We start from the raw sequence: 12,761 nt of genomic DNA, 5'->3' as shown, positions 1-12,761 counted from the left end.
CGGCCGCCGCCGTAACACGTATGCCGCGCTTGCTTTCGCCCAGTACGTGATGGGGGTATAATCACAAGGTCTGATGCCAGTTTGGGCTGTGGCGGATCGCCGCAGCCGGGCCCGATAGGCCCGATCAGTCCCCGCATGCCAAATCGATTCCGCCTTTGCCATGTTGCAATGCCTGGGCGCCATCGTATTTGCCGCAGTGCCTGGGCTGGCCGATCAAACCGGCGATGCCGATTCCGCTGCCTGCAATCAAGGCGCCGGCTCCGACCGAGCCTGCGGAAAACGGCGCTTGTCGTCCTGAAACTACTAAGAATCGTCAAGGCAAGCCTGCGCATCAAGTGCGAGCAAGGCAGGGCCTCATCCGGGCCATAGGTATCGCGCCTCGGGGTATGGGCCGGTCGAACCCGCGTGGCGGGGTTTCGCGGCGATTCAGTTCATTGCGGTTGTTTTGCCTGCTTTCCCTGGGTGTTCCGCTTCGTGCCGGGCTTTCAGGGTATCGGCAATGCACCGCATTCAGGCGGGTGCGCGGAAGTCATGCCGCGTCGCCGCAGGCGTGGACGCGCGAGATTCGCGCAACATCAACAACAGGAAGCCCGTGATCGTTACGTCCTTCGGTGCCGCAGGGTATGCCATTGCAGCAGCGCGTCCCATTCGGGTGGCGGGCGTGCGCGTGGCTGGCTTGGGCGCGCCCGGCTGTTCGACGTCCGGCTTTGCCTGGGCTCGTGTCGATGTCTCGCGGCAGCGGGCCCAAACGAAAAAGGCCCGGCGCGATGGCCAGGCCTTGAATCGAGATTTGGTTGCGGGGGCAGGATTTGAACCTACGACCTTCGGGTTATGAGCCCGACGAGCTGCCAGACTGCTCCACCCCGCGTCTGAAGAACAGAATATTAAACATGTTTCGGAATTCTTGCAAGTTGGCCCCATTTCACACTGAGTATCGATGAACGAAAATGAGGCAATTCTGGTGCTGGAGACCGCGTTGTTGTGCGCGTCCCAGCCCATGCAGCCGGCCGAGTTGCGCAAGCTGTTCGGCGAAGGCTCGGATGTCGACAACGCCATGCTGAAGTCATGGCTGGAAATATTGCAGGGACAGTGGGCCGATCGCGGCCTGGAGCTGGTGCAGTTGGCCTCGGGGTGGCGCTTCCAGAGCCGCCCCGGCATGCAGCGCTATCTCGAGCGTCTCAATCCCGAGAAGCCGCCCAAGTATTCGCGGGCCGTGCTTGAAACCCTCGCCATCGTGGCCTGGCGCCAGCCGGTGACGCGCGGCGACATCGAGGACATCCGTGGCGTCACGGTGTCGTCGCAGATCGTGAAGGTGCTGGAAGATCGGGGCTGGATCGAGGTGATCGGCCATCGCGACGCGCCTGGCCGTCCGGCGCTGTTTGCCACGACGCGGCACTTCCTGGATGATCTCGGTCTGCGCGCCCTGGATGAGTTGCCGGCGCTGGAGTCCACGGATGCGGTGGCCGCGCTGGCGGGCCTCGATCTGGGCGGCGCGACGCTAGAGATCGGCGGCGCCGGCTCCGCAAGCGCCTCGCCAGAGGGTATGATGCCCGACGCCGGCATGCCGCCGGAGGCTTCCGCCGACGCGGATGGGCCTGCGGCGCTGGAGGCGGGCATGGAGGATGGCGCGGGTGATGCCGCCCATGGCGACGATGCCGGCCAGACCGATGCCGGCTCGCGCGGGGCCGCCCAGGCGGACGCCACTGAGAACGACATCGATGCCGGCGCCGAACGGGGCGCCTGCGGTGAATCCGCCGATGCCGAACCCGATGAATCCCGGCTGCAGGCCGCGGGCGGCATGACGCCCGAGCCTTTGCCTGACCTGCCCGAGGTGATGCCGATCCAGGGCGACCATGTCGAACGGATCCCGGGCGATCACATCACCCCACCCGATGCCTCTCCGGAAATACAGCCGGACCCGCGTCAACCTGAATTCGCGCCGCCCGGTCTCGCGCCCGAGATCGTGCCGCCCAAGCCGGACAGCATCCCCGCGACGCCGTCCGACCCCGACCAAGATGATGCGCCTGCCGACGGCAGGCTGCCCAAAGTTTGACATTCGGAGCTGTCTCAGTGACAACGGATACCAATACACAAGAAGACACTTCCTTCCCGCGTGAAGGGGCCCCCGCCACCGACAACGCGCCCGCGCAGAATGCGGAGGGGGCGCCGCGCGAGGCCGGCGCGGAGGGCGCCGAGGCTGGCGAGAACCGTGCCCGCGGCCGCAAGCTGCGCACGCCGTTCCGCCGTCGCCGCGGCGACGCCGCCGCCGCGCCCGGTGCGGCTGGCGAGGCGGGAGAAGCCGGTGGTGGCGAGTCCGCGGCCGCCGGCGAGCAGGCGGCGGCTGCCAAGCCTCCCAAGGCGCCGAGAGCGCCCAGGGCGCCGAAGGCCGCCAAGGCTGCCGCCGCGCCCAAGGCCCCGAGGGCGCCTCGCGCTCCTCGCACGCCCAAGCCCCAGGCCGATGCCGCGCCTGGCGTCGAAGAGGCCGGCGCCGCGGAAGAAGTGGTGGTGTCCGATGCCGATCTGCGCGTGATCGAGCGCGAGACCGAGCAGGCGCTGTCCTACCTGGACGCCGATGCGCGCACCGAGCAGCGTCTGGGCAAATACCTGAACAGCGATGCGGTCATGCCCAAGCTGCACAAGGTGCTGGCCGATGCCGGGGTCGGTTCGCGCCGGGAAATGGAAGAGCTGATCGTCGCCGGCCGTGTCTCGGTCAATGGCGAACCGGCCCACATCGGCCAGCGCGTCGCGCCCAACGACCAGGTCCGCGTCAACGGCAAGCCGATCATGCGGACCAACACCAAGAAGCCGCCGCGCGTGATCCTGTATCACAAGCCGGCCGGCGAGATCGTCAGCCACGACGATCCGGGTGGCCGGGCCAGCGTGTTCGCGCGCCTGCCCAAGCTGCGCACCGGCAAGTGGCTGTCGGTTGGCCGTCTCGACCTGAACACCGAGGGCCTGCTGATTTTCACGACCTCGGGCGACATGGCCAACCGCATCATGCATCCCCGCTACGGCACCGAGCGCGAGTACGCCGTGCGCGTGCTGGGCGAGATGGACGAGGCCACGCGCAAGTCGCTGGTCGAGGGCATCGAGCTGGAAGACGGCACGGCCGCCTTCGGCGCGCTGGACTATATCGGCGGCGATGGCAGCAACCGCTGGTATCGCGTCACCCTCCAGGAAGGCCGCAACCGCGAAGTGCGCCGCATGTTCGAGTCGGTGGGCGTCACCGTCAGCCGCCTGATCCGCACCCGTTTCGGCGACGTCGTGCTGCCGCGCAGTCTGCGCCGTGGCCGCTGGGAGGAACTGGATGCGCAAGTCGTCAGCGCGTTGATGGTGCAATTGGGCCTGCTGCGCGATGGCGACGACGGCGAGGGCCGTGGCCGCTCGAAGCAGCCGCAATCCCATGACAGCGCGCTGCCACCGGGCTTCGGCACGATGGAGCGCAACGGCATGAACGGCGCCCGTATCGGCCGGCGCGGCAAGTTGCAGGGCGGCCGTCCCGGCGGCGGCGCGGCTGGCGGCCAGGCCTATCCGTCGGATCCGTTCGGCACCGGTCTGATGTTCACGGGCGGCTATGCCAATGGCCACCCGCTGGGCAACGAAGGTGGCGGCGCGCGCGGCAGCAAGGCCGGTGGCGGCAAGGCTGCCGGCCCCAGGCCGGGCGGTGGCAACAGGGCCGGTGGCGCCAAGGCGGGCGGCGCCCGGCGTGGCGCGGGCGGCGGCAATGGCAATGCCAGCGGCAATAATGCCGGCTTCGGCGGCCAGCCGGGCAACGAGGCGGATCAGCGCGTGGTCAGGTCCAAGCCGGGCGGCGGCAAGCCGCGTGGCGGGCAGGGCGCGGCGCGCAAGCAGGCGGGCGGCGGCCAGCCCGGCGGCCAGGGGCAGGGCGCCCGCGCTGGCGGCCCGAAGGCTTCGGGTCCGCGCGGTCCCAAGCAGGAAGGCGCGGCGCGCGGCAATGGCGCGCCCGGCAACAAGGCGCCGGGCAAGCCGCGCGGCCGCAAGCCGGGCGGCGGTGGGGGTGGCAACGCGGGTGGCCGTGGCGGCGACGACTGGCAACCGCGCGGCGCGGCGGCCCATGAGTCCCGGCTGGGCTTCCTTGGCGGCCGTGGCCGGGACCGCTGAGCGGCTTTCTTCGCGTAAACCCTGTTCGGGCCGGGCAATTAAGCGGTTTATCTGGTAAAATCACTGGTTTCATGGCGATTGCATTGGTCGCCGGTATTGGTCTGAACCCAGGGTGTCGAGCCGAAAAACCCAGGCTTGGCCCGGGTCTTGGCCTGAAGATGCCGGCACACCGTGACCGAAAAGCAGCAAGGTCACTCGCCGCAACCGCCGTAGCAAGGTAGACACAAGCCCAAGCCTGGCGCCGCGCCTACGCAAGTCGGTGCCGCCGGGCTTTCGAGCAGGGCTGCTGGAATCACGGTGGGCTGGGTATGCAGCCCATTTTTTTTGGCCGCTGGGTCGGCCCAAGGCAACAGGCGCCCGTCAGGGCGGCCGGGCGCCAGGGGCGCGATACGGGGCAAATTTTAGAGCGTATGGCTGATTTATTCGCATTGACCGAAGAGGCACTGGCCGGTATCGACGTCGAACTCGTTGACGTCGAGCGCGCGGCCATGGGCCTTTTGCGCGTCACGATCGACAAGGCCGATGGCGTACGCATCGAAGACTGTGAGCAGGTCTCGAAGCATCTGTCACGGGTCTACGAAGTCGAGAACATCGACTACAAGCGGCTCGAGGTCGGTTCGCCCGGTGTGGACCGCCCGCTGCGTACCCAGGCCGAGTTCCTGCGATTCGCGGGCGAGCGCATCGAGATCAAGCTGCGCGACGCGGTCGATGGCCGCAAGGTGTTCAACGGCACGCTGCGCGCGCCCGAGGAAGCCCCCGCTGACGCGCCGGCCGATGCCTCGCGCGTCACTTCCATCACATTCGCACTCGAATTCGAGGCAAAAAAGAACGATATCCAAGTTCTGAGCTTCACGCTCGATGACATCGAGCGCGCCAAGCTGGATCCCGTTCTGGATTTCAAGGGCAAAAAGCGATGAGTCGCGAAATTCTTCTGTTGGTCGATGCACTGGCGCGTGAAAAGAACGTCACGCGCGACACCGTGTTCGGTGCGCTGGAAAGCGCGCTGGCCTCGGCCATGAAAAAGCGCTTCAAGGAAGACGCCGAGATCCGCGTCAGCATCGACCGGGAAACCGGCAGCCACGAGGGCTTCCGCCGTTGGCTGGTCGTGCCCGACGAGGCGGGCCTGCAAGAGCCGGACAAGCAGGAAATGCTGAGCGATGCGCGCGAACTGCTGCCCAACATCGAAGTCGGCGAATACATCGAAGAACCGCTCGAGCCGGTCGAGTTTGGCCGTATCGGCGCGCAGGCCGCCAAGCAGGCCATCCTGCAGAAGATCCGCGACGCCGAGCGCGAGCAAGTGCTGAACGACTTCCTCGACCGCGGTGAAACCATCGTGTCCGGCACTATCAAGCGCATGGACAAGGGTGACTGCATCATCGAGACGGGCAAGATCGAGGCCCGCCTGCCGCGCACCGAGATGATCCCCAAGGAAAACCTGCGCATCGGCGACCGCGTCCGTGCCTTTGTGCTGCGTGTCGACCACGCCGCGCGCGGCCAGCAGGTCATCCTGTCGCGCACCTCGCCCGAATTCATCCGCCAGCTCTTCGAGAACGAAGTGCCGGAAATCGAGCAGGGCCTGCTCGAAATCAAGGCCGCCGCCCGCGATGCCGGCGTGCGCGCCAAGATCGCCGTGATCGCCTACGACAAGCGCATCGATCCCATCGGTACCTGCGTCGGCATGCGCGGTTCGCGCGTCACCGCCGTGCGCAACGAGCTGGGCGGCGAACAGGTCGACATCGTGCTGTGGTCCGAGGATCCCGCGCAGTTCGTCATCGGCGCGCTGGCGCCCGCCAACGTCGAGTCCATCGTGGTGGACGAAGACAAGCACGCCATGGACGTCGTCGTCGACGAGGAGAACCTGCCCAAGGCCATCGGCTCCAAGGGCCAGAACGTGCGCCTGGCGTCCGAGCTGACCGGCTGGCAGATCAACATCATGACGCCGGAAGAAAGCCTCAGCCGCCAGGAAACCGAGCGTGTCGGCCTGCGCGTCACCTTCATGAGCAAGCTGGACGTGGACGAGGAGGTCGCCGACATCCTCATCGACGAAGGCTTCACCGGCATCGAGGAAATCGCCTACGTGCCCATGCAGGAACTGCTGGAAATCGAGGCCTTCGACGAAGACACCATCAACGAACTGCGTGCCCGTGCCCGCAATGCGTTGCTGACCGAAGCCATCGCCCAGGAAGAACGCCTGGAGACGGCCCAGGACCTGCTGGAACTGGAAGGCGTGACGCCCGAGCTGGCCGCCAAGCTGGCCGAGCGCAAGGTGCACACCCGTGACGATCTGGCCGAACTGGCCACCGACGAACTCGCCGAGATCGCCGGTCTGGACGAGCAGCAAGCCAGCGACCTGATCATGCGTGCCCGGGCCCACTGGTTCAACGAAGAATGACCATGTACCTGAGCGCCCGCCAATACCGTCGCGCATCTTGCACATCACACAGATAGAAGCAAATAGGGAAGAGAGCCTAATGTCGAGTAATACCGTCGCGCAGTTCGCCACAGAGTTGAAAATGCCCGCCAATGTGCTGCTGGAGCAGCTGCGTTCGGCTGGCGTCGAGCTCAAGTCGGTGGACGACGCGGTCACTGACAGCGACAAGGCGAAGTTGCTCGAATCGCTGCGCCGCGCCCATGGCGGCGCCGGCGAGGGCAAGAAGATCACGCTGACTCGCCGCCAGACCTCCGAGATCCGCCAGGCCGACGCCACTGGCCGCTCGCGTACGATCCAGGTCGAGGTGCGCAAGAAACGCGTGTTCGTCAAGCGCGACCCGTCCGAGCTGGCTGCCGAGCAGGCCGCCGCCCGTGAAGACGAGGCCGCCGTTCAGGCCGAGGCCGAGGTCGATGCCGCCGTCGCGGCCGAAGCGGTTGCCGAGACGCCCGTGACGCCGGTGCAGGCGCCCGTGGCCGAGCAGCAGTCCGAGTCCGTCGCCGAAGCGGCATCCGCCGAGCCGGCCGGGCATGAGCTGGTGGCGTCCGCCGAACCGGCCGTGGCCGAGCCGGTTGCCGAACCTGCTCCGGCCCCCGAGGCGCCCGAGGCGCCCGCCAGCGAGCCTGAACCCGTTGCCCCCGCGGCGGCGGAAGAGCCTGCTCCGGCGGCACCGGCCGAGCCCGAATCGAAGACGCCCGCCGAGGCGACCGCAGACACGCCGGCTCCCACCGACGCGCCGAATGAACCCGCTGCCGAGCCTGCCGCTGAAACGGCTGAGCCGGAACCCGTTGTGCACGCCCAGACAGAAAAGACTCCCAAGGCTCCGGCAACTGCCGCCCAGCCCGCCGCCGCTTCGCAGGGCAAGCCTGCGCCTGCCGCCGCACCCGCTCCCAAGGCCGACGCGCCCCGCCGTCCCGACCTGCGCCGCGGCCCGCCCGTGGTCGCCGCCTCGGCGCTGGCCGCCGCGTCCGACCGTGGCCGTGACGAAGCGCGTCGCAAGGCCGAGGCCGAGGCCGCCGCGCTGCGCGACATGTTGAACCGCCCGCGCAAGGTGCTGCGCGCGCCCGAGCCCGAGCAGCCCGCTGCTGCCTTGTCCGGCACGCTGCACAAGCCCGCCGCCAAGCAGGCCGCGCCCGGCGCCCCCGGCGCCGCGCCCAAGAAGGACGCCAACAAGCCTGGCGCAACGGGCGCCAAGAAGACCATCAAGACGGCTGAAGTGTCGTCCACGTGGTCCGATGACGCCTCGCGCAAGAAGCCCGCCGACAAGCCCGCCGCGCCCTCGCGCGACGGCTGGCGCGCCGGCGGCAAGGGCGGTGGCAAGAACTCCCGTGGCGGCCGCAACCAGCAGTCGGACCGCCGCAACGAGCCCGTGGCGCAGGAATTCATCGCCCGCGAGATCCACGTGCCGGAAACGGTCACCGTGGCCGATCTGGCGCACAAGATGTCCGTCAAGGCCGCCGAGGTCATCAAGCATCTGATGAAGCTGGGCCAGATGGTCACCATCAACCAGGTGCTGGACCAGGAAACCGCCATGATCGTGGTCGAGGAACTGGGCCACAAGGCCATCGCGGCCAAGCTGGACGATCCGGAAGCCTTCCTGGACGAAGCGCCCGCCGCCGTCGAGGCCGAAGTCCTGCCGCGCGCGCCGGTCGTCACCGTCATGGGCCACGTCGACCACGGCAAGACCTCGCTGCTGGACTACATCCGCCGCGCCAAGGTCGCCGCGGGCGAAGCCGGCGGCATCACGCAGCACATCGGCGCCTATCACGTCGAGACCGAGCGTGGCATGGTCACCTTCCTGGACACCCCGGGCCACGAGGCGTTCACCGCCATGCGTGCCCGCGGCGCCAAGGCGACCGACATCGTCATCCTGGTGGTGGCCGCCGACGACGGCGTGATGCCGCAGACGCGTGAAGCCATCCACCATGCCAAGGCCGCGGGCGTGCCCCTGGTCGTGGCGGTCAACAAGATCGACAAGCCGGAAGCCAACCCCGAGCGCGTCAAGCAGGAACTGGTGGCCGAACAGGTCGTGCCGGAAGAGTACGGCGGCGACGTGCCGTTCGTGCCCGTGTCCGCCAAGACCGGCGTCGGCATCGACGACCTGCTGGAAAACGTGCTGCTGCAAGCCGAGATCCTGGAACTGACGGCGCCTGTCGAGGCTCCGGCCAAGGGCCTGGTCATCGAGGCCCGCCTGGACAAGGGCCGCGGCCCGGTCGCCACCATCCTGGTGCAGAGCGGCACCCTCAGGCGCGGCGACGTGGTGCTGGCCGGCGCCAGCCATGGCCGCGTGCGCGCCATGCTGGACGAGAACGGCAAGCCCATCCAGACGGCCGGTCCGTCCATCCCCGTCGAGATCCAGGGCCTGACCGAAGTGCCGGCGGCCGGCGACGAACTGATGGTGCTGACCGATGAGCGCAAGGCGCGCGAAATCGCGCTGTTCCGCCAGGGCAAGTTCCGCGACGTCAAGCTGGCCCGCCAGCAGGCCGCCAAGCTCGAATCCATGTTCGACAACCTGGGCGAAGGCACGCAGACGCTGCCCCTCATCGTCAAGACCGACGTGCAGGGTTCGCAGGAAGCGCTGGTCACCTCGCTCACCAAGCTGTCCACCGACGAAGTGCGCGTGCAGGTGGTGCACGCGGCCGTCGGCGGCATCTCGGAAAGCGACGTCAACCTGGCCATCGCCTCGAACGCCGTCGTCATCGGCTTCAACGTGCGCGCCGACCAGAGCGTGCGCAAGCTGGCCGAAGCCAACGGCGTCGACCTGCGCTACTACAACATCATCTACGACGCCGTGGACGAGGTGAAGGCCGCCATGTCGGGCATGCTGGCCCCCGAGAAGCGCGAAGAGATCGTCGGCCTGGTCGAGATCCGCGAGGTCTACAGCATTTCGCGCATCGGCAACATCGCCGGTTGCATGGTGCTGGACGGTATCGTTCGCCGCGACTCGCAGGTTCGCCTGCTGCGCAACAACGTGGTTCAATGGACCGGCCAGCTCGATTCGCTGCGCCGCTTCAAGGACGACGTGCGCGAGGTCAAGTCGGGCTTCGATTGCGGCCTGACGCTGCGCAACAACAACGACATCCAGGTGGGCGACCAGCTGGAAGTGTTCGAGATCAAGGAGATCGCGCGCACGCTGTAATCCGGCGTACGCTGTCTTTCCATGAGCCGTCACAAGTCCAAATCCATCCCCGGCCGCAACCTGCGGCTGGCCGACCAGATCCAGAAGGATCTGGCCGGCCTGATCCAGCGCGAGGTCGATGTGGCCCGCGCCGGGTTGATCACGTTGTCCGGGGTGGAACTCTCTACCGACTACGCCCACGCCAAGGTGCACTTCACCGTGCTGGGCGCCGAGCCGGAAACCGCCGCCGCCATTCTCAACGAGAAGGCCGGCTGGCTGCATTCGCAGCTCTACAAGCTGCTGCACATCCATACCGTACCGACGCTGCGCTTCTACCACGATCCCCAGATCGAGCGCGGCATCGAGATGTCCACGCTCATCGACCGCGCCAACCGCGGCGGTCCGGTGCTGGACGAACCCGACGAGCCTGAAGACAAGCCCTGAAGGGCTGTCGTCGCTTTTTTCCCGGATTCTGACGATGGCCAAACGACGCGGGCTCGCGCTCGACGGTGTGCTGCTGCTCGACAAACCTGTGGGTTTGTCCAGCAACCACGCCCTGCAGCGGGCCAAACGCACGATGGATGCGGCCAAGGCCGGCCATACGGGCACGCTCGACCCCTTCGCCACCGGCCTGCTGATCTGCTGCATGGGCCGCGCGACCAAGATTTCCGGCGCCATGCTGGACGCCGATAAAACCTATCTCGCCACCGTGCAGTTCGGCGAGGAAACCGATTCCGGCGACCTGACCGGCATCGTGACCGCCCAGGCCGGCCCCGGATTCACGGGGGTGGACGAGACGGCCTTGCGCGACGTACTGTCACGATTCAAGGGCACCATCGAGCAGATTCCGCCGATGTACTCCGCCCTGAAGCGCGATGGCAAGCCGCTGTACGAATATGCGCGCGCCGGCATCGAGCTCGAACGGCCGCCGCGCCAGATCACGATCCACCGGATCGAACTGCTTGAATTCACGGGCCGGCAGGCCCTGATCGAGGTGGCCTGCAGCAAGGGCACCTACATCCGGACGCTGGCCCAGGACATCGGGCGCGCGCTGGGTTGCTTTGCCCACCTGGCGGCGCTGCGGCGCACGCACGCCGGGCCATTCTCCCTGGACCGCGCCGTGACGCTGGAGGCCCTGCAGGGCCTGCCGGATCCCAAGCAGGCCCTGCTTGGCATGAACGAATTGCCGGCGGGCCTGCTGCCCGCCACGAACCTAAAGGACTCTTTATGACTCGCGCCTTGCGCAACGTCGCCATCATTGCCCACGTGGACCACGGCAAGACCACGCTGGTCGACCAACTGCTGCGCCAGTCGGGCACTTTCCGCGAAAACCAGTCGGTGGCCGAACGGGTCATGGACTCGAACGACCTGGAAAAGGAACGCGGCATCACGATTCTGGCCAAGAATTGCGCCGTCGAATACGAAGGCACCCACATCAACATCGTCGACACCCCGGGACACGCGGACTTCGGCGGTGAAGTCGAGCGCGTGCTGTCGATGGTGGACGGCGTGCTGCTGCTGGTGGATGCGGTCGAAGGCCCCATGCCCCAGACCATCTTCGTGACCCGCAAGGCGCTGGCCCTGGGCCTGAAGCCCATCGTCGTGGTCAACAAGATCGACCGTCCGGGCGCCCGCCCCGACTTCGTCATCAACGCCACGTTCGAACTGTTCGACAAACTGGGCGCCACCGAAGAACAGCTCGACTTCCCGGTCGTCTACGCCTCGGGCCTGTCGGGCTATGCCGGCCTGACCGACGACGTGCGCTCGGGCGACATGCGCCCGTTGTTCGAGGCCATCCTGAAGCACGTGCCGCAGCGCGACGACGATCCCAACGGCCCGCTGCAGATGCAGATCATCTCGCTGGACTACAACAGCTACGTCGGCAAGATCGGCGTGGGCCGCATCAACCGTGGCCGCATGCGTCCGCTGATGGACGTGGCCTTCCGCTTCGGTCCCGACGCGCCGGTCCAGCGCGGCCGCATCAACCAGGTGCTGAAGTTCAGCGGCCTGGAGCGCGTGGTGGTCGATGAAGCCGAAGCCGGCGACATCGTGCTGATCAACGGCATCGAAGACCTGAGCATCGGCACCACGGTGACCGACGTGGCCACGCCGGAAGCGCTGCCCGTGCTGCGCATCGACGAACCCACGCTGACCATGAACTTCATGGTCAACACCTCGCCCCTGGCCGGCCGCGAAGGCAAGTTCGTCACCAGCCGCCAGTTGCGCGACCGCCTGGACCGCGAACTGAAGGCCAACGTGGCGCTGCGCGTGCGCGACACCGGCGACGACACGGTGTTCGAAGTGGCGGGCCGCGGCGAACTGCACCTGACCATCCTGCTGGAAACGATGCGCCGCGAAGGCTACGAGCTGGCCGTGTCGCGTCCGCGCGTGGTGTTCAAGGAAATCGACGGCGTGAAGTGCGAGCCGTTCGAGGCGCTGACCGTGGACGTCGAAGACGCCCACCAGGGCGGCGTGATGGAAGAGCTGGGCCGCCGCAAGGGCGACCTGCAGGACATGCAGCCGGACGGCCGTGGCCGTACCCGCCTGGAGTACATCATTCCGGCGCGTGGCCTGATCGGCTTCCAGAACGAGTTCCTGACGCTGACGCGCGGCACCGGCCTGATGAGCCACATCTTCCACGAGTACGGTCCGCTGCGCGAAGGCTCGGTGGGCGAGCGCCGCAACGGCGTGCTGATCAGCCAGGACAACGGCGACGCCGTGGCCTACGCCCTGTGGAAGCTGCAGGATCGCGGCCGCATGTTCGTGAATCCGGGCGAAGCCCTGTACGAAGGCATGATCATCGGTATCCACAGCCGCGACAACGACCTGGTGGTCAACCCCATCAAGGGCAAGCAACTGACCAACGTGCGCGCCTCGGGCACCGACGAAGCCGTGCGGCTGGTGCCGCCGATCCAGATCACGCTGGAATACGCCGTGGAATTCATCGACGACGACGAACTGGTGGAAATCACCCCGAAGTCGATCCGCCTGCGCAAGCGTCACCTGCAGGAACACGAGCGCCGCAAGGCTTCCCGCGAAGGCGCATGATCGCGCTCCGGCGCATCGGCCCGAAAACGGCTGGCCCTGTGGGGC

Annotated in this window: 8 protein-coding genes and 1 tRNA gene; 8 read left to right on the top strand and 1 reads right to left on the bottom strand. The window is 67.4% G+C overall.

All coding sequences use genetic code 11. The features are described 5' to 3' along the window. Window positions 1-791: 791 nt before the first annotated feature. Window positions 792-868: transfer RNA gene (locus A6745_RS19590), tRNA-Met, on the bottom strand. A 69-nt stretch (window positions 869-937) separates the two neighbouring features. Between A6745_RS19590 and scpB the strand changes: the two genes are divergently transcribed. The 8 genes from scpB (at window position 938) to typA (ending at window position 12,716) form a co-directional block, all read left to right on the top strand. Continuing rightward, window positions 938-2,053 carry an SMC-Scp complex subunit ScpB gene (gene scpB / locus A6745_RS19585; protein WP_066130777.1) on the top strand — a complete coding sequence of 372 codons (1,116 nt, stop codon included), beginning with the start codon at window positions 938-940 and terminating at the stop codon, window positions 2,051-2,053. A gap of 17 nt (window positions 2,054-2,070) precedes the next feature. Beyond that, complete coding sequence (gene rluB, locus A6745_RS19580) at window positions 2,071-4,122, top strand: 23S rRNA pseudouridine(2605) synthase RluB (RefSeq protein WP_231886043.1); 2,052 nt, start codon at window positions 2,071-2,073, stop codon at window positions 4,120-4,122. 410 nt (window positions 4,123-4,532) lie between these two features. Beyond that, window positions 4,533-5,039: a ribosome maturation factor RimP gene (rimP, locus tag A6745_RS19575; RefSeq protein ID WP_066130774.1), complete on the top strand. Its 507-nt coding sequence runs from the start codon at window positions 4,533-4,535 to the stop codon at window positions 5,037-5,039. Then, on the top strand, window positions 5,036-6,514 hold the full coding sequence (nusA, locus tag A6745_RS19570; RefSeq protein WP_066130771.1) for a transcription termination factor NusA: 1,479 nt from the start codon (window positions 5,036-5,038) through the stop codon (window positions 6,512-6,514). The genes rimP and nusA overlap by 4 nt, the downstream gene beginning before the upstream one ends. A 79-nt stretch (window positions 6,515-6,593) precedes the next feature. Continuing rightward, window positions 6,594-9,689 carry a translation initiation factor IF-2 gene (gene infB, locus A6745_RS19565; RefSeq protein ID WP_066130768.1) on the top strand — a complete coding sequence of 1,032 codons (3,096 nt, stop codon included), beginning with the start codon at window positions 6,594-6,596 and terminating at the stop codon, window positions 9,687-9,689. A gap of 21 nt (window positions 9,690-9,710) precedes the next feature. Next, window positions 9,711-10,112 (top strand): 30S ribosome-binding factor RbfA, encoded by a 402-nt coding sequence (gene rbfA, locus A6745_RS19560; protein ID WP_066130767.1) that lies wholly within the window; start codon window positions 9,711-9,713, stop codon window positions 10,110-10,112. A gap of 34 nt (window positions 10,113-10,146) precedes the next feature. Then, window positions 10,147-10,899 carry a tRNA pseudouridine(55) synthase TruB gene (gene truB / locus A6745_RS19555; protein ID WP_066130764.1) on the top strand — a complete coding sequence of 251 codons (753 nt, stop codon included), beginning with the start codon at window positions 10,147-10,149 and terminating at the stop codon, window positions 10,897-10,899. Then, window positions 10,896-12,716 carry a translational GTPase TypA gene (typA, locus tag A6745_RS19550; protein WP_066130761.1) on the top strand — a complete coding sequence of 607 codons (1,821 nt, stop codon included), beginning with the start codon at window positions 10,896-10,898 and terminating at the stop codon, window positions 12,714-12,716. The genes truB and typA overlap by 4 nt, the downstream gene beginning before the upstream one ends. The last annotated feature ends 45 nt before the right edge of the window (window positions 12,717-12,761 follow it).

This window comes from Bordetella ansorpii, from assembly GCF_900078705.1.
GTDB lineage: Bacteria > Pseudomonadota > Gammaproteobacteria > Burkholderiales > Burkholderiaceae_B > Bordetella > Bordetella ansorpii_A.
This window is presented reverse-complemented; position numbering and strand designations above follow the sequence as displayed.

Coding starts and splice junctions, on each gene's coding strand:
- scpB (WP_066130777.1), top strand. CDS start 938: ATGAACGAAAATGAGGCAATTCTGGTGCTGGAGACCGCGTTGTTGTGC.
- rimP (WP_066130774.1), top strand. CDS start 4,533: ATGGCTGATTTATTCGCATTGACCGAAGAGGCACTGGCCGGTATCGAC.
- nusA (WP_066130771.1), top strand. CDS start 5,036: ATGAGTCGCGAAATTCTTCTGTTGGTCGATGCACTGGCGCGTGAAAAG.
- infB (WP_066130768.1), top strand. CDS start 6,594: ATGTCGAGTAATACCGTCGCGCAGTTCGCCACAGAGTTGAAAATGCCC.
- rbfA (WP_066130767.1), top strand. CDS start 9,711: ATGAGCCGTCACAAGTCCAAATCCATCCCCGGCCGCAACCTGCGGCTG.
- truB (WP_066130764.1), top strand. CDS start 10,147: ATGGCCAAACGACGCGGGCTCGCGCTCGACGGTGTGCTGCTGCTCGAC.
- typA (WP_066130761.1), top strand. CDS start 10,896: ATGACTCGCGCCTTGCGCAACGTCGCCATCATTGCCCACGTGGACCAC.